The following is a 15,092-nucleotide window of genomic DNA, read 5'->3' on the forward strand; positions in this document are numbered from 1 at the left end:
GAGTTGCCGTGCCCGCGGGTGTCGACCCGGACGGCGGTGTAGCCGTGGCCCGCGTACCAGGGGTGGCGGCGGGCGTCCTCGGCGGCGGTCCGGTCGGTGAGGCGGCCGCCGGAGTACTCCAGCAGCGCGGGGCCGGGCTCGTCGCCGACCGGCCGCCACAGCCGGGCGGCCAGCCGCGTGCCGTCGGGCAGCGGGACGCGCAGGTCCTCGCGGGTGGTGTGGAAGGGGTAGGACGGCATCGGCCGCTCCTGTCGGTCCCGGGCCGGTGGAGCACCGGCGGGCCCGCGGCGCGTACGGACGGGGTGCCGCTCCGTACGAGCGCGCCGCGGGCGTCGGTACTCCGACAGTAGGGGAGGGAGCGGCCCTTTTCCTGGTGAGGGCGCCCGGGTGTCCTGGTGAGGGCGTCCGGGTTTCCTGGCGAGGGCGCCCGGGGCGAGCCGCCCGGGCGCGGGGCGCGGCCGGTCAGGCCTTGCTGAGCCAGGCGGTGGCGTTGAGGGCGAGGGCGGCGTCGGTGCCCGCCGGGTCGTCCCAGCCGTTGTACAGGGTGTTGCCGGACTGGCCGGTGCCGTCGTCGATCGGGGAGCTGTCGCCCCAGACCGCGACCCGGCCGGAGCCGAAGGTGCTGGTGACGAAGAAGGCGCCGGTGTTGCCGCTGTAGCCGGTCCGGTAGACCAGGCCCTTGACGTTCGGGTTGTCGGCGGGCTTGAGGGTGAAGGTGGTGCCGTTGCGCAGGATCGAGCCGGTGACGGTGCCGAAGGGGCCGTGCAGCACCGGGTCGGTCGCGTCGTTGACCGCGCGCGGGTTGTCGGTGGTGATGTTGAGCAGGTCGACCGAGAAGCCGAAGGGGTCGTTGTTGTTCACCCCGTTGCTGGTCAGCAGGTCGTTGATGATCTTCGGGGAGTCCCAGCCGTCGTTGTTGCGGTCGCTGTTGACGTGGTCGGAGACCAGGAAGAGCCCGCCGCCGTTCTGGACGAACTTCATGATCGCGGTCTTCTCGCTCGCGCTGAACCGGATGTTGGGCTCCGGGATCACGAAGGTGTCGAAGTTGGCGAGGTCGAGCGCGGCGCCGGTGCCGTAGCTGATGGTGGAGCCGGCCGGGAGGGTCTTCAGGCTGTACTGGCCGGTCTTCTGGAGGGCGACGCCCCAGGCGGAGAGGGCGCCGGTCCAGCTCTTCTCGGTGGTGGGGTTGGCGTTCTGGGCCAGCGGGTCGGGCTGGCTGGTGCTGATGATCCAGTCGGCGTTGCCCGCGGTCTCGGCCTTGCTGTTGTCGAACAGCACCCGGTGCGGGGTGGCGGCGGCCCGGGTGGTGGGGGCGGTGGGGCCCGGCGCGGCGGTGGCGACGGGGGTGGTGAGACCGGCCGCGAGCAGCGCCGCACCGGCCAGGGCCGCGGCGGTTCGAATACGGATCGTCATGAGCCGTTCCTCCGTGGGGAGTTGAGGGGTCGGCGCTCAGGTTTTCGCGCGTAGAACGGGAGTATCTGCGCGTAGAGCGCACGGTGAAAGCCCTGGGAGGTTACGAAGCCTTGTACGGGTGGTGACGATCTCCGGGGGTCGGTCGGAAGTCGGGGGAAGCCGGGGGGAAGCGGTGTGAAAGCGGGGCGGAAACGGTGCGGAAGCGGGGGGAGACGAATCCGTAATTGCGCATGACTTGCAACTGCGCGCGTCAAGGCGGAAAGATGGCCCAGCTTCGACCGCCCGACCGAAAGGACACGACGATGACCGCCCCCCGCTGGCGCGACCGGCTCACCCGTGAGGAGTGGATCCGCCTGGCCGGAATGGGCGGATTCATCCTCGCGCTGCACGTCGTCGGCTGGTTCACCCTGCTCGCGCTGGTCGAGCCCGAGCACTACACCGTCGGCGGCCAGGTGTTCGGCGCGGGCATGGGCCTGACCGCCTACACCCTCGGCATGCGGCACGCCTTCGACGCCGACCACATCGCCGCCATCGACAACACCACCCGCAAGCTGATGGGCCAGGGCAAGCGGCCGCTGTCGGTCGGCTTCTGGTTCTCGCTCGGGCACTCCTCGATCGTCTTCGGCCTCTGCGCGCTGCTGGCCTTCGGCATCCGCTCGCTGGCCGGCCAGGTGGAGTCCGACGACTCGACGCTGCACGAGATGACCGGCCTGATCGGCGTCACCGTCTCCGGCACCTTCCTGCTGCTGCTCGGCCTGATCAACCTGGGCGCCTTCAACGGCATCCTCAAGGTCTTCCGCCGGATGCGCCTGGGCGACTACGACGAGGCGGAGCTGGAGCGCCAGCTGGAGCGGCGCGGGCTGATGAACCGCATCCTCGGCAAGGTCACCAGGGCCGTCACCAAGCCCTGGCACATGTACCCGGTGGGCCTGCTGTTCGGCCTGGGCTTCGACACCGCCACCGAGGTGTCCCTGCTGGTGCTGGCGGGCGGCGCGGCGGCCTTCTCGCTGCCCTGGTACGCGCTGCTCACCCTGCCGATCCTGTTCGCGGCCGGGATGAGCCTGCTGGACACCATCGACGGCTCGTTCATGAACTTCGCGTACGAGTGGGCCTTCTCCAAGCCGGTCCGCAAGATCTACTACAACCTGACCGTCACCGGGCTGTCGGTGCTCGTCGCGCTGGTGATCGGCTCGATCGAGCTGATCGGCCTGCTCGGCGAGAAGCTGGACATCACCAGCGGCCCGATCGCCTGGATCGGCGGGCTGGACCTCAACTTCGTCGGTTACGCGATCGTCGGACTGTTCGTGCTCACCTGGGCCGCGGCGATCGCCTACTGGAAGCTCGGCAACGTCGAGGAGAAGTGGTCGGCCGGGCTGGCCGCCGCCTCGGCCACCGGCTCCGGCTCGGCCTCCGCGAAGTCCGAGTAGCGCGCGCACGAGAACCGAGGGGCCGGTGACCGGGGTCTGGTCACCGGCCCCTCGGGGCTTTCCCGGCGGCACCGCTCCCCGCGCCGCCCCGGCACCGTCTCCGGCGCCGCGGTGGCGCGCCCCGCCGCTACTTCAGCGCGGCGAGCACCGCCTGCGCCATCACCTGCTCGCCGGTCGCGTTCGGGTGGAACGGCACGGCGGGCGAGCCGGGCAGCGCGCCCTCGATCCAGCGGTCGTCCGAGCAGACGTCGTGCCCGAGGGTCGGTGTCGCGGTGTCCACGTAGGTCGCGCCGTTCGCGGCCGCGGTGGCCTTCAGGGCGGCGTTCAGCTTGTCCAGCACCCCGTGCATGTACTCGACGTCGCCCGGGGTGACGGGCTGGCGCAGCACGCAGGTCGAGCCGTCGGCGGGCAGGACGGACGGGTAGCCGACCAGCAGCACCCGGGCCCCGGGTGCCTTGGTGTGGACGCGCTTGAGGGTGTCGGTCAGCTGCGGGGTGATGGTGGTGCGGATCCGCTCGGCGAGGTCGTCGGTGCCGTACTGCCAGGACATGGTGCTCCAGTCCCAGTGGCCGTGGTGGTAGACGTCCTTGCAGGGCGTGCCGAACGGGTTGACGACGGCGCCGGCGATGCAGGTGGCGACCAGTTCGCCGAGCCCGAGGTCGCTGGCCGCGAGGTCGTTGCCGCCGATCCCGAGGGTGACCAGGTCGGTGTCGGCGGTCACCGCGTCCAGCTGCGGGTCGTTGACCCGGATGAAGGCGTCGTACTGGGGCTGCGTCATCGCCTTGATCTTGGCCGCGGCGCAGGTGACGTCGGTGTACCGGCCGGCCTTGAGGGCGCCGGCGACCAGGTGGCCGTAGTTGCGGTCGGAGCGCAGGCACAGGCCGGCCGACTGGCCCGGCACTCCGGCGCCGGCGGCGTAGGAGTCGCCGAGCGCCACGTAGTTCCTGGGCGCCTGGCTGGCGGCCTGGGCGGTGGTGGAGGTGAGCGCGAGCGCGGCGCCGAGGGCGACGGCGGCGAGGGCGGTGGAATTCCGGAGGTGCCGGGATTTCCGGGCAGGACGGAGCACGGTTCCTCCTGGGGGAGAGAAACGACGGGTGGGGGTTCGTGCGGAGCCGGACTACGGCTACTCGCAGGTAAGTTACTGCCGTGTTTCCCGGACGTCCATGGTTCGCGCGGAAATCGCCGACATTCCGTCAGATGTGGTCGAACGGTGTCGAACGGCATTTCGCATTTCGCTCCACCGGGTATCGCTCGGCAATCGCGCGGGTATCGCCCGGCCGTCGACGGCAATTCCGAAACGGCGTGGAGCGGAATTCACGCCGGCGGTTGTTACCCGCCGGTTGACCGGACGTCACCGCAGGCCGCAGTATCGGGCGCACAGCGACGGCGCGTCCCGGGCGCGCCGCCACCGCGAGCCGCCACGGAGGACTGCGCATGGCCCTGGACGCCGACGTCATCGTCATCGGGGCGGGCCTCGCGGGCCTCGCCGCCACCGCCGAACTCGCCGACGCCGGACGGAAGGTGATCCTGCTCGACCAGGAGCCCGCGGCCTCCCTCGGCGGCCAGGCGCACTGGTCCTTCGGCGGACTCTTCCTGGTCGACTCGCCCGAGCAGCGCCGGATGCGGATCCACGACTCGCACGCCCTCGCCCGGCAGGACTGGTTCGGCACGGCCGGCTTCGACCGCCCCGAGGACGCCTGGCCGCGCCGCTGGGCCGAGGCGTACGTGGACTTCGCGGCGGGCGAGAAGCGCTCCTGGCTGCACGGCATGGGCGTGCGGTTCTTCCCGGTGGTCGGCTGGGCCGAGCGCGGCGGTCAACTCGCCGACGGGCCCGGCAACTCGGTGCCGCGCTTCCACATCACCTGGGGCACCGGACCGGGACTGCTGGTGCCCTTCGTCCGGCGGGTCCGCGCGGCCGCCGCCCGCGGCCTGGTGGACCTGCGCTTCAGGCACCGGGTCACCGGGCTGTCCGCCACCGCGGGCGCCGTCGACACCGTCACCGGCGAGGTGCTGGTGCCCAGCCCGGCGGGCCGGGGCGAGGCCAGCTCGCGCGAGGCGGCCGGCGGCTTTCAGTTGCGCGCCCAGGCCGTGATCGTCACCTCCGGCGGCATCGGCGGCAACCACGACCTGGTCCGCAAGGCCTGGCCGGCCCGGCTCGGCACCCCGCCCGCCAGGCTGCTCTCCGGGGTGCCCGCGCACGTGGACGGACTGATGCTGGACGTCGTCGGCCGGGCCGGCGGCAGCCTGATCAACGGCGACCGGATGTGGCACTACACCGAGGGCATCGAGAACTGGGACCCGATCTGGGCCCGGCACGGCATCCGCATCCTGCCCGGCCCGTCCTCGCTCTGGCTGGACGCCCGCGGCCGGCGGCTGCCCGTCCCGCTGTTCCCCGGCTTCGACACCCTCGGAACGCTCGAACACATCATGACCACCGGGTACGAGTACACCTGGTTCGTGCTCAACCAGCGCATCGTCGAGAAGGAGTTCACCCTCTCCGGCTCCGAGCAGAACCCCGACCTGACCGGGAAGTCGGTGCGCGGCGTGCTCGGACGCGCGCTGCCCGGCGCCCCCGGCCCGGTCCAGGCCCACCTGCGGCACGGACGGGACTTCGTGGTCGCCGGGAACCTCGCCGACCTCGCCCGGGGCATGAACGCCAGGACCGCCGAGCCGCTGATCGACCCGGACGAACTGCGCCGCACCGTCGAGGACCGCGACCGGCAGCTGGCCAACCCCTTCGCCAAGGACCTCCAGGTCACCGCCATCCACGGCGCCCGCCGCCACCTCGGCGACCGGCTCATCCGCACCGCCGCCCCGCACCGCATCCTCGACCCGGGCGCCGCCCCGCTGATCGCCGTCCGGCTGAACATCCTGACCCGCAAGTCGCTGGGCGGCCTGGAGACCGACCTCTCCTCCCGGGTGCTGCGCCCCGACGGCGAGGTGCTGCCCGGGGTGTACGCGGCAGGCGAGGCCGCCGGGTTCGGCGGCGGGGGCGTGCACGGGTACCGCTCGCTGGAGGGCACCTTCCTGGGCGGCTGCCTGTTCTCGGGCCGCACGGCGGGCCGGGCGGCGGCGCGGGCGGTCGGGTAGCGGCGCCGGGGCCGCCGGGTAGCGGCGCCCCCGGCCCCTCCTACCGGGCCTGCGGCATGTCCCTCGGCCGGACAGGGGAGGGCCCCGGCGGTCGGAAGGCGGTACCGGACCGGCCCCTGGGGGAGGACACTGGGAGCGGTCCCGCCCGCACGAGACGTTCGGAGGAACGGTGAGCGCAGCACCCCTGCACGGTCACCACGACAGCCGCCAGCCCGTCCCCCGCACCCAGGACGGTGTGGCCGCGGCCCTGCCGCCCGCGCAGCGCATGGAGTTCTACCGGGAGATGGGCGAAGCCGACATCGAGACGATCGGCGGCGTACTGAAGCGGTGGTGGCTGCGGGCGGAGCTGTACCGCGACCCGGAGGGCGACCGGATCCACGCCGCCGTCCAGGCCGGCACCGCTCCCGGCGCCTCCGCTTCCGCGGTCCTGCGCCGGCTCGGGGCCCGGTGAGCGGCTACGACGAGTTCCCGGACGACGACGACCCGATCACCGTCTCCCCGGCCGTGGAGGAGTTCCTCGGCGACCCTGGCACGCCGGCCGACGTGTTCTCGGCGGTCGTGGCCTTCCTGGTCGACCTGCGGGAGGATCCGTTCCCCCGCCTGAGCATGCCGGTGCCCGGCCGGCCCGGGATGCACTCGGCCCCGCTGCGCCGGGACCTCGGGCTGGTGGAGTACGCGGTGAACGAGGACGCGGACCCGCCCCGGGTCTACGTCTCCCGTGTCCTGCGAGCGGACTGACCGGCCCGCCTTCGGTGAGACCGAGGGCCGGCCGGTCGGGAACCGGCGGTCAGGGCCTGGCTGCGTAGTGCTGGTCGACCGGGCGCCGACGGGTGGCGACGGCGTCAGGGGGTGGCCGGCGGCTCCAGCCCCAGGGGCCGGGCGGCCCGGCCGCGGACGGCGAAGACGATCGCCGCGATCAGGCCTACGAGGGCCAGCAGCAGCCCGAGCGCGGCCAGGACGAGCGCCCCGGTGAGCTTGCCGGGCAGCGCCTCATTGTCGGCGCCGCTGTGCCACACCACCCGCTCGCCGACCTTGGCGAGGTCGACGGTGCCCTGCTGGTCGGCCAGGTTGATCCGGGAGTCGAAGGCGTCGGCGCGGCGGTCCCCCATCAGGAAGGCCCGGCCCGGCGGGACGGTGACGTCGAAGTCGAGGTAGCAGGTGTGGGCCTGCCGGGCCGGCGGCTCGTCGACCGGCTTCCCGTTGAGGCTGAACTGCCCGTTCGCGCAGGCGATGCGGTCGCCGCCCAGGGCCATGACCCGCTGGATGACCGTACCCTGCAACGTCCAGGGGGAGTCGACGGCGTAGACCTCGCCGTGGCGCACGTCCGCGGGCTGGACCCGGTCGGTCCAGAGCCCGGTGCCCGGCGCCAGCTCCGGCGACATCGTGTCGCCCGTCAGGCGGTGGTAGCCGTAGCCGGAGCCGATCACGGCGAACCCGAGCACGGCGCACAGGACCCCGACCACCCCCACGGCCACCGATATCCATGTACCGCGGCGGCCCCTTCGCTTCGGCATCAGGCCGTCCTCCCCTTGTTGTTCGTGAGTCGTGTGGTGGCCCGTGGGCCGTGCGCATCCTAAGGGTCTGGGATGCCCGCTGGCCTGCGGGTACAGTGCGGGGGCCGGTGCGGAGCGCGCCGCCGACCACGAGGGGGAGCAGAGCCGATGAGCCGCCGAGAGCGCGACGGTGCCCGGGACCGCAAGCGGGGCGCCGGTGCCCCCGTGACCGTGACGGTCTGCCGGGGCTGCTGCTGCGGCACCGAGGCCAAGCACCCGGGGGTGGACCACGCGGGCCAGTACGAGCGGCTGCGGACGGCGGTGGGCTCGGCGGGCCGGGTCCGGGCGGTCAAGTGCCTGGACGTGTGCACCCAGTCGAACGTGGTGGTGGTCGGCCCCTCGGCGGAGGGCCGGGCGGCGGGCGGCCGGCCGGTCTGGCTGGGCTTCGTGCTGATGGACGACATGATCGACGAGATCGGCGCCTGGGTGCGCGCGGGCGGCCCGGGCCTGGCCGATCCGCCGGGGCTGCTGGACCTCCAGCTGATCTCGGTGTCCCGGCGGGTCCGCGAGGGCCTGCCGGAGTGAGGACGGGTCTGCCGGAGTGAGGTCGGGCCCCGGCTGAGGTCGGCCGTTGGTCCTACAGGATGATCGTCGGATCATGTCTACCCGGGCCGAACCCGGGTCGGTCCGGGTGCCTTCACCACTACCATGACCGGTGGTGTCGGGCCCTTCCGGACGGCGCCGAGCCGTTTCCGCGCGAGGGAGGAAGCCGATGACGACGGTCTGCCGCATCTGCGCGGGCACCGGCCGGACCGCCGGCCTCAGCTGCCGGACCTGCCAGGGCACCGGCACCACCGAGGTGGGCGGCGGGGGCGGCAACTGCTTCCTCTGCGACGGCACCGGCGTGTACGTGCGCTACCGGGTCGACGCGACCGGCGCCAAGCACGCCTACCGGGACGAGATCTGCCGCACCTGCGACGGCACCGGCAACCGGACCGCCACCCAGTGGGACGAGCGCTCCGGCTGACCAGGTCCGAACGCTGTCCGCGCTTCCGCCGACGCCCGCTCAGGCCACGGGGCGGATGGGGGCCATGATGCGGCGTCGGAACGGTGCGGACACGGCCTTTGCCAAACCATGGTCGAACATTGGCGTTCGAATGGGCGGTACGCTGCGACCCGTTCACCCGGCGTCCGTGCGCGATCAACGCGCCGCTGGAAGAGTCCCGCGCATGGATATCCCCAACATGGGCGTGCCGGCCAAGCTTGCCGACCGCATGAGCATGGCCGAGCAGCACGAGTACCTGCGGGCCCGCTTCTCCCGCCGCCGGATGCTGCGCGCCGGTGCCGTGACCGTGGGCGCCGTCGCCGTCGGTGGCGCGCTGGGCAGCGGCACGGCCTTCGCCGCCCCGGCCGGCCCGCAGCTGCTGACCGGTGGCACGACCAGTGGCATCGACGGCTCGCTGGTCGCGCCGATCGGCCGTCACCTCCAGTTCGGCCCGGAGCCGGACACCCAGTTCCGCATCTCCTGGCAGGTCCCGGCCCCGGTCAAGAAGCCGTTCCTGCGCTTCGGCAAGACCCCGTGGGAGCTGAGCCACAAGGTCCAGGCCGAGGTCCGCGCCCTGCACACCCCGGCGCTGACCCCGAACAGCCAGCCGGTGGACCAGTACTACCTGCACGTGGCGCTGGAGGACCTGCGCCCCGACACCACCTACTACTACGGTGTCGGCCACGAGGGCTTCGACCCGGCCGCGCAGCAGCAGATCTCCACCCTGCACACCTTCCGCACCGCGCCGTCCCGCGACCACCGCTGGGGCAAGGTGTACGAGCCGTTCACCTTCACCGCCTTCGGCGACCAGGGCGTCAGCGCGCACGCGGCCGGCAACGACCACATCATCAAGGCGCAGAACCCGGCCTTCCACCTGCACGCCGGCGACATCTGCTACGCCGACCCGGCCGGTTCCGGCACCGACCCGGACAAGTCCGTCTTCAACGCGAAGACCTGGGACGACTTCCTGGTGCAGACCGAGACGGTCGCCGCCGAGATCCCGTGGATGGTCGCGTACGGCAACCACGACATCGAGGCCTGGTACTCGCCGAACGGCTACGGCGGCGAGAACGCCCGCTTCTTCCTGCCGAACAACGGCCCGGACCCGCGCCAGGTCCCCGGCGTCTACACCTTCCGCTACAAGAACGTCGGCGTCATCTCGCTGGACGCCAACGACGTCTCCTACGAGATCCCGGCCAACCTGGGCATCTCGGCGAACAAGCAGACCAAGTGGCTGGAGCGCACCCTCAAGGACCTGCGCAACGACGAGACCATCGACTTCGTCGTGGTCTTCTTCCACCACTGCGCCTTCTCCACCACCGTCGCGCACGCCTCCGAGGGCGGTGTCCGCGAGGCCTGGGTGCCGCTGTTCGAGAAGTACCGGGTGGACCTGGTCATCAACGGCCACAACCACATCTACGAGCGCACCGACGCGATCCTCGGCAACAAGGTCTCGAAGCAGGTGCCGAGCGGCGCCACCATCGAGCCGGCCAAGGACGGCGTGGTCTACGTCACCGCGGGCGCGGCCGGCCGCAGCCTGTACAAGTTCGACGTGCCGGACACCTACGAGGGGCACGAGAACCACCAGGACGAGGTCAAGACCTACTACTGGAGCAAGGGCAAGGTGAAGACCCCCGAGACCATCCAGTGGTCGCGGGTGCGCTACACCGGCTACTCCTTCATCAAGGTCGACGTCACCCCGAAGCACCTGGGCCAGAAGTCGGTCATGAAGGTCACCGCGCTGGCCGAGGACGGCACGCAGATCGACAACTACACGATCCTGCGCACGGTCGGCGAGGGCTGGGACTCGGACCGGGACGACGATGGCCAGGGCGGCGGCTGGGGCTGGTAGTCCCCGCCGGTCGCGACGGTGCCCCGGCGAGGGTGACGGGGCCCGGCGGTCGTGACGGTGCCCCGGTGTCGGAGATGGGTCCGACACCGGGGCACCGGTGCGTTCAGCGCCGGGGGCCGTACATGATGACGGCGACCCCGGCCAGGCAGATCAGCGCGCCCAGCACGTCGTAGCGGGTCGGCCGGAAGCCGTCCACGGCCATGCCCCACAGCAGCGAGCCGGCCACGAACACCCCGCCGTACGCGGCCAGCACCCGGCCGAAGTGGCTGTCCGGCTGCAGGGCCGCGACGAAGCCGTACGCGCCGAGCACCACCACGCCCACCCCGGCCAGCCACCACGGCCGTTGCTCGCGCACGCTCTGCCAGATCAGCCAGCAGCCGCCGATCTCGGCGAGGGCGGCGAGGACGAACAGGGCGATGGAGCGCAGGACGGTCACGACCCAGAGCCTAGGCGGTCAGCTCTGCCGGTACGTCGCGAGGAAGCGCCCGATCCGGTTGATGGCCGTCTCCAGGTCGTCGGCCCGGGGCAGGGTGACGAAGCGGAAGTGGTCCGGGCGGGGCCAGTTGAAGCCGGTGCCCTGGACGACGTGGATCTTCTCGCGCAGCAGCAGGTCCAGCACGAACCGCTCGTCGTCGACGATCCGGTGCACCGCCGGGTCCAGCCTGGCGAAGGCGTACAGCGCGCCCTTGGGCTTGACGCAGCTGACGCCGGGGATCTCGTTGAGCGCCTTGACCGCGATGTCGCGCTGCTCGGTGAGCCGGCCGCCGGGCAGCACCAGGTCGTTGATGGACTGGTGGCCGCCGAGCGCGGCCTGCACGGCGTACTGGGCGGGCACGTTGGGGCACAGCCGCATGCCGGAGAGCATGGTCAGGCCCTCCAGGTAGTCGGTGGCGTGCTGCCGGGGCCCGGAGACGACCAGCCAGCCGCTGCGGAAGCCGGCCACCCGGTAGGCCTTGGAGAGGCCGTTGAAGGTGAGGGTGAGGACGTCGTCGGCCAGGGCGGCCAGGCAGTGGTGCTCGGTGTCGTCGTAGAGGATCTTGTCGTAGATCTCGTCGGCCAGCACCATCAGGTGGTGGCGGCGGGCCAGGTCGAGGATGCCCTCCAGCAGTTCCTTCGGGTAGACCGCGCCGGTGGGGTTGTTGGGGTTGATGACGACGATCGCCTTGGTGCGGGCGGTGATCTTGGCGGCGATGTCGTCCAGGTCCGGGTACCACTCGGCCTGTTCGTCGCACAGGTAGTGCACGGCCTTGCCGCCGGCCAGCCGGACCACGGCCGTCCAGAGCGGGTAGTCGGGCATCGGCACGAGCACCTCGTCGCCGTCGTCCACGAGCGCGGTGACGGCCATCTGGATCAGCTCGGAGACGCCGTTGCCGAGGTAGACGTCGTTGACGGTGACGCCCTCGACCCCGCGCTGCTGGTAGTACTGCACCACCGCGCGACGGGCCGGCAGGATGCCGCGCGAGTCGCTGTAGCCGTGCGCCTTGGGCAGGTTGCGGATGATGTCCTGGAGGATCTCCTCGGGCGCCTCGAAGCCGAAGGGGGCGGGGTTGCCGGTGTTCAGCCGCAGCACGCTGTGCCCGGCCTCCTCCAGGGCGTTGGCCTGGTCGACCACCGGGCCCCGGATCTCGTAGCACACGTCATTCAGCTTGCTGGACTGTCGAAACTCCATCTGCGGCCTCCCGACCGTCACCACCGCTCCGTTGCTTCAGCTTTGTTCTACCAAGTGAGTACTTGGAAAGTCCAACCTCTTGGCTATGCTGATCCGCATGTCACGCCGAAGCTACGACCAGTACTGCGCCGTCGCCCGCGCCCTGGACGCGGTGGGGGAGCGCTGGAGCCTCCTGATCGTCCGTGAGCTCCTCGGCGGCCCGCGCCGCTACACCGACCTGCACGCCGACCTGCCCGGCGTCTCCACCGACATCCTGGCCGCCCGGCTCAAGCAGCTGGAGGGCGACGGACTGATCGCCCGCCGCCGACTGGAGCGGCCCGCCAACGCGACGGTCTACGAGCTGACCGGGCGCGGCCGCGAACTGCGGCCGGTCATCGAGGCACTGGGGGAGTGGGGCCTGGCCGCCCTCGGCGAGCAGCGGCCCACCGACGCCGTGCGCGAGCACTGGTTCACGCCCCGGAAGGCGGGCGAGGAGGCCGGCGAGGAGGCGGTGGCCGTGACGGGCTGACCGTCGCGGTGGGCGCGGTGCCTGCGGCGGGCATGGTGGCCTGGTTGGGGCGGCGGCAAGGCCCCCGTCGCCGACCGCCGCCCCGTGGGCTCAGGATGGCCCGGGCCGATAAACGAACGATCGGCGTGCGATGAGCGCCGAGGTTCGCCGGTGGTCGCCGGGGACCGTCGGGGGTCCGCCGGAGCCGCCGGGGCCCGCTGCGGTTCCGGACGGGCACGCACGTACGATCGTCGGATCGTCGAACCGCCGGAGTCATCCCGGGAGAGCGGAGGCCAGCCCGTGCCCACCCCCTACCGCAGCTACGTCGCCGTCGGCGACTCCTTCACCGAGGGCATGTGCGACGACCTGCTGCCGGACGGCCACTACCGGGGCTGGGCCGACCGGGTCGCCTCGGCACTGGCCGCCGAGCACGCGGAGCACGCCGAACGCTCTGGGCGCGCCGAACGCTCTGAGCACAGCGAAGGCTCTGAGCACGCTGAGCACGCCGAGCCGGAGTCCGCGGGCACCGGCTTCCGGTACGCCAACCTCGCCGTCCGCGGCAAGCTCATCGGCCAGATCCACGACGAGCAGCTCGCCCCCGCCGCCGCGATGGGCGCCGAGCTGGTCACCCTGGCCGGCGGCCTCAACGACGTGCTGCGCCCCGGCTGCGACATCGACGCCGTCGAGCGGCTGCTCGGCCGCTGCGCCGACGGGCTGCGCGCCACCGGCGCGACCGTCGTGCTGTTCACCAGCACCGACCCGACCCGCAGGATGGCGGGCGGCGCCCGGCTGCTGCCCGCGATCCTGCGGATGAAGGCCTTCGTCCAGGAACTGGGCCGGCAGGACGGCTTCGTCGTGGTCGACCTGTTCTCCGCGCCGTGCTTCGACGACCGCCGGCTGTGGGCCGAGGACCGCCTGCACCTGTCGCCCGAGGGGCACCGCCGGGTCGCCGAGGGCGTGCTGGAGGCGCTCGGCCGCCCCGCCGCCTTCGACTGGCGCGCCCCGCTGCCCGCCGCCGCCCCGGCCGGCCGCGGCGAGCGGCTGCGCGAGGACGCCCGCTGGCTGGGCACCCACGTCGGCCCGTGGATCGGCCGCCGCCTCACCGGCCGCTCCTCGGGCGACGGCCGCCCGGCGAAGCGGCCGGAGCTGCTGCCGTACCGCTGAGGCCCGCCGCCCGGGTGCCACGGGCCCCGGCCTACTCGGTGTCGTGGACGCCCGGCGCGTCGAGGACCAGGCTCGCCATCGGGGCGTGGGTGGTCCAGCCGAGCGCCGTGTAGAGCGCCTGCCCCTCCGGGGTGCCGACCAGCACGCCGGTGCGCGCGCCCCGCTCGTGCGCGGCGGACTGGAGCGTCCGCATCACCAGGGCGCCCAGGCCCCGGCGGCGGTGCTCCGGTGCGGTGGTGATCTGGTCCGGTACGGCCACGGGGCCGGCCAGGCCCGCCTGGCCGCGGGCGGCGAGGTGCCCGTCCCCGGTGCGCACCAGCGCCCGGAGGATCCCGCCCCGCTCCCAGGTGGTCACGGTGTACCCGGCCGGGGCCTCGGGCCGCTCGGGGACGAGCGGGACGCTCATCAGGAAGCCCGGCGCGTCCAGCCGCCACCGTTCGTCCAGCCAGGGGCGCACGGTGGCGTCCTCGGCGAACAGCTTCAGCCAGGTGGTCGGCGCGGTGACGGTCTCGCCGAGCTTGCGGACCTCGGCCTCGGTCGGCTCCGGCAGCACGTGCCGGCCGACCTCGCCGACCGGCGCGCCGACGTCGATGCTCCAGCCCCAGGGCTGGTCCACCGGCTCGGCGGAGCCGCGCGAGACGGCCCAGCCCGAGATCCACATCCGGACCAGTTCCCTGATGTCCGGCTCCCGCATGGCACCCACCCCCGTGTGTAATGGTCTCTACTGCGCTGGGCAGCTTACCGGCGCCGAGGGTCGTCTGCCCAGTAGGATTTCGGGGTTCACCGCGCCGACCGGCGCCCCGCTGCTGGAAGGACCCCGGAACGTGCGCGAGACCGAGTCGCCGCAGGACCAGACGGCGGCCGCGCCGACCCCGCCACCGACCCCGCAGCCGACCGCGCTCCGGGCCGACTGCGGCAGCTGCTTCGGGCTCTGCTGCGTCGCCCTGCCGTTCGCCGCCGGGTCCGACTTCGCCATGAACAAGCAGGCCGGCAGCCCCTGCCACAACCTCCAGACCGACTTCAGCTGCGGCATCCACGTGCGGCTGCGCGACAAGGGCTTCCAGGGCTGCACCGTCTACGACTGCTTCGGCGCCGGGCAGCGGGTCTCCCAGGTGACCTTCGGCGGCCGCAGCTGGCGCGAGGAGCCGGACAGCGCCAAGGCGATGTTCGACGTCTTCCCGGTCGTGCGGCAGCTGCACGAGCTGCTCCGGTACCTCGCCGAGGCGCTCACCTTCGCCCCCGCCCAGCCCGTCCACGACGAACTGCGGCAGGCGCTGGCGGAGACCGACCGGCTGGCCGGCGGCACCCCCGAGGAGATCCTCGCCGTCGACGTCCCGGCCCACCGGCAGCGGGTCAGCGAGCTGCTGCTGCGGGCCGGCGAACTGGTCCGCGCGGCCGTCCCGCGCCGCCGCGAGCTCCGCGGCGCCGACCTCTTCGGCGCCCGCCTGCGCG

General features: G+C 72.8%; 15 protein-coding genes and 2 pseudogenes. 10 read left to right on the plus strand and 7 right to left on the minus strand.

Translation table 11 applies throughout. The annotated features are described in order from the left end of the window. Together AE652_RS18215 and AE652_RS18220 are read right to left on the minus strand one after the other, a co-directional pair. A partial coding sequence (locus AE652_RS18215; RefSeq protein WP_049652754.1) for a CocE/NonD family hydrolase occupies positions 1 to 239 on the minus strand: 239 nt, incomplete at its 3' end. A gap of 226 nt (positions 240 to 465) precedes the next feature. Continuing rightward, a pseudogene (locus AE652_RS18220) lies at positions 466 to 1,413 on the minus strand (hydrolase); the annotation flags it as partial. Positions 1,414 to 1,715: 302 nt separating this feature from the next. Between AE652_RS18220 and AE652_RS18225 the strand changes: the two are divergent. Continuing rightward, positions 1,716 to 2,840: a HoxN/HupN/NixA family nickel/cobalt transporter gene (locus AE652_RS18225; RefSeq protein ID WP_049652757.1), complete on the plus strand. Its 1,125-nt coding sequence runs from the start codon at positions 1,716 to 1,718 to the stop codon at positions 2,838 to 2,840. A gap of 127 nt (positions 2,841 to 2,967) precedes the next feature. Here the strand turns inward: AE652_RS18225 and AE652_RS18230 are convergent, their stop codons facing one another. Then, positions 2,968 to 3,906, minus strand: coding sequence for an SGNH/GDSL hydrolase family protein (locus AE652_RS18230; protein WP_053112120.1), 939 nt, complete (start codon positions 3,904 to 3,906; stop codon positions 2,968 to 2,970). Between the two features lie 368 nt (positions 3,907 to 4,274). Here AE652_RS18230 and AE652_RS18235 point away from each other — a divergent pair, with 368 nt between their 5' ends. The 3 genes from AE652_RS18235 (at position 4,275) to AE652_RS18245 (ending at position 6,668) form a co-directional block, all read left to right on the plus strand. Then, positions 4,275 to 5,930 carry an FAD-binding dehydrogenase gene (locus tag AE652_RS18235; RefSeq protein WP_049652758.1) on the plus strand — a complete coding sequence of 552 codons (1,656 nt, stop codon included), beginning with the start codon at positions 4,275 to 4,277 and terminating at the stop codon, positions 5,928 to 5,930. A 169-nt stretch (positions 5,931 to 6,099) separates the two neighbouring features. Beyond that, the gene (locus AE652_RS18240; RefSeq protein ID WP_074002209.1) at positions 6,100 to 6,381 is read left to right on the plus strand and encodes a hypothetical protein; all 282 of its coding nucleotides are present in this window, start codon (positions 6,100 to 6,102) and stop codon (positions 6,379 to 6,381) included. Continuing rightward, a complete protein-coding gene (locus AE652_RS18245; protein ID WP_049652761.1) occupies positions 6,378 to 6,668 on the plus strand; it encodes a hypothetical protein in 291 nt (96 codons plus the stop codon). The genes AE652_RS18240 and AE652_RS18245 overlap by 4 nt, the downstream gene beginning before the upstream one ends. 104 nt (positions 6,669 to 6,772) lie before the next feature. Here AE652_RS18245 and lepB read toward each other — a convergent pair whose 3' ends face one another. Continuing rightward, complete coding sequence (gene lepB, locus AE652_RS18250; protein WP_159028477.1) at positions 6,773 to 7,399, minus strand: signal peptidase I; 627 nt, start codon at positions 7,397 to 7,399, stop codon at positions 6,773 to 6,775. Positions 7,400 to 7,591: 192 nt separating this feature from the next. Between lepB and AE652_RS18255 the strand changes: the two genes are divergently transcribed. From AE652_RS18255 to AE652_RS18265, 3 genes are all read left to right on the plus strand, one after another. Further along, positions 7,592 to 8,008: a hypothetical protein gene (locus tag AE652_RS18255; protein ID WP_049652764.1), complete on the plus strand. Its 417-nt coding sequence runs from the start codon at positions 7,592 to 7,594 to the stop codon at positions 8,006 to 8,008. Positions 8,009 to 8,195: 187 nt separating this feature from the next. Next, entirely contained in the window at positions 8,196 to 8,450 is a 255-nt protein-coding gene (locus tag AE652_RS18260) for a hypothetical protein (RefSeq protein WP_049652766.1), read from the plus strand. Between the two features lie 202 nt (positions 8,451 to 8,652). Next, positions 8,653 to 10,320 (plus strand): metallophosphoesterase family protein, encoded by a 1,668-nt coding sequence (locus AE652_RS18265; protein ID WP_079272061.1) that lies wholly within the window; start codon positions 8,653 to 8,655, stop codon positions 10,318 to 10,320. 103 nt (positions 10,321 to 10,423) lie between these two features. Here AE652_RS18265 and AE652_RS18270 read toward each other — a convergent pair whose 3' ends face one another. Continuing rightward, entirely contained in the window at positions 10,424 to 10,756 is a 333-nt protein-coding gene (locus AE652_RS18270; RefSeq protein ID WP_049652768.1) for a YnfA family protein, read from the minus strand. 18 nt (positions 10,757 to 10,774) lie between these two features. Further along, positions 10,775 to 11,989, minus strand: a complete 1,215-nt coding sequence (locus AE652_RS18275) for a pyridoxal phosphate-dependent aminotransferase (protein ID WP_049652769.1) — start codon at positions 11,987 to 11,989, stop codon at positions 10,775 to 10,777. A 97-nt stretch (positions 11,990 to 12,086) separates the two neighbouring features. On the opposite strand from AE652_RS18275, the pseudogene AE652_RS18280 reads away from it, so the two are divergent. Then, a pseudogene (locus AE652_RS18280) lies at positions 12,087 to 12,440 on the plus strand (winged helix-turn-helix transcriptional regulator); the annotation flags it as partial. 336 nt (positions 12,441 to 12,776) lie between these two features. Further along, positions 12,777 to 13,640 carry an SGNH/GDSL hydrolase family protein gene (locus AE652_RS18285; RefSeq protein ID WP_049652771.1) on the plus strand — a complete coding sequence of 288 codons (864 nt, stop codon included), beginning with the start codon at positions 12,777 to 12,779 and terminating at the stop codon, positions 13,638 to 13,640. Positions 13,641 to 13,671: 31 nt separating this feature from the next. Here the strand turns inward: AE652_RS18285 and AE652_RS18290 are convergent, their stop codons facing one another. Further along, positions 13,672 to 14,334, minus strand: a complete 663-nt coding sequence (locus AE652_RS18290) for a GNAT family N-acetyltransferase (protein WP_049652772.1) — start codon at positions 14,332 to 14,334, stop codon at positions 13,672 to 13,674. A gap of 130 nt (positions 14,335 to 14,464) precedes the next feature. On the opposite strand from AE652_RS18290, the gene AE652_RS18295 reads away from it, so the two are divergent. Beyond that, a partial coding sequence (locus AE652_RS18295) for a hypothetical protein (protein ID WP_049652774.1) occupies positions 14,465 to 15,092 on the plus strand: 628 nt, incomplete at its 3' end.

It is taken from the genome of Kitasatospora sp. MY 5-36 (assembly GCF_001182915.1).
Taxonomy (GTDB): Bacteria; Actinomycetota; Actinomycetes; order Streptomycetales; family Streptomycetaceae; genus Kitasatospora.

Excerpts from the sequence above, each read along its gene's own strand:
- AE652_RS18225 (WP_049652757.1), top strand. The coding sequence starts at position 1,716 with ATGACCGCCCCCCGCTGGCGCGACCGGCTCACCCGTGAGGAGTGGATC.
- AE652_RS18235 (WP_049652758.1), top strand. The coding sequence starts at position 4,275 with ATGGCCCTGGACGCCGACGTCATCGTCATCGGGGCGGGCCTCGCGGGC.
- AE652_RS18255 (WP_049652764.1), top strand. The coding sequence starts at position 7,592 with ATGAGCCGCCGAGAGCGCGACGGTGCCCGGGACCGCAAGCGGGGCGCC.
- AE652_RS18260 (WP_049652766.1), top strand. The coding sequence starts at position 8,196 with ATGACGACGGTCTGCCGCATCTGCGCGGGCACCGGCCGGACCGCCGGC.
- AE652_RS18265 (WP_079272061.1), top strand. The coding sequence starts at position 8,653 with ATGGATATCCCCAACATGGGCGTGCCGGCCAAGCTTGCCGACCGCATG.
- AE652_RS18275 (WP_049652769.1), bottom strand. The coding sequence starts at position 11,989 with ATGGAGTTTCGACAGTCCAGCAAGCTGAATGACGTGTGCTACGAGATC.
- AE652_RS18290 (WP_049652772.1), bottom strand. The coding sequence starts at position 14,334 with ATGCGGGAGCCGGACATCAGGGAACTGGTCCGGATGTGGATCTCGGGC.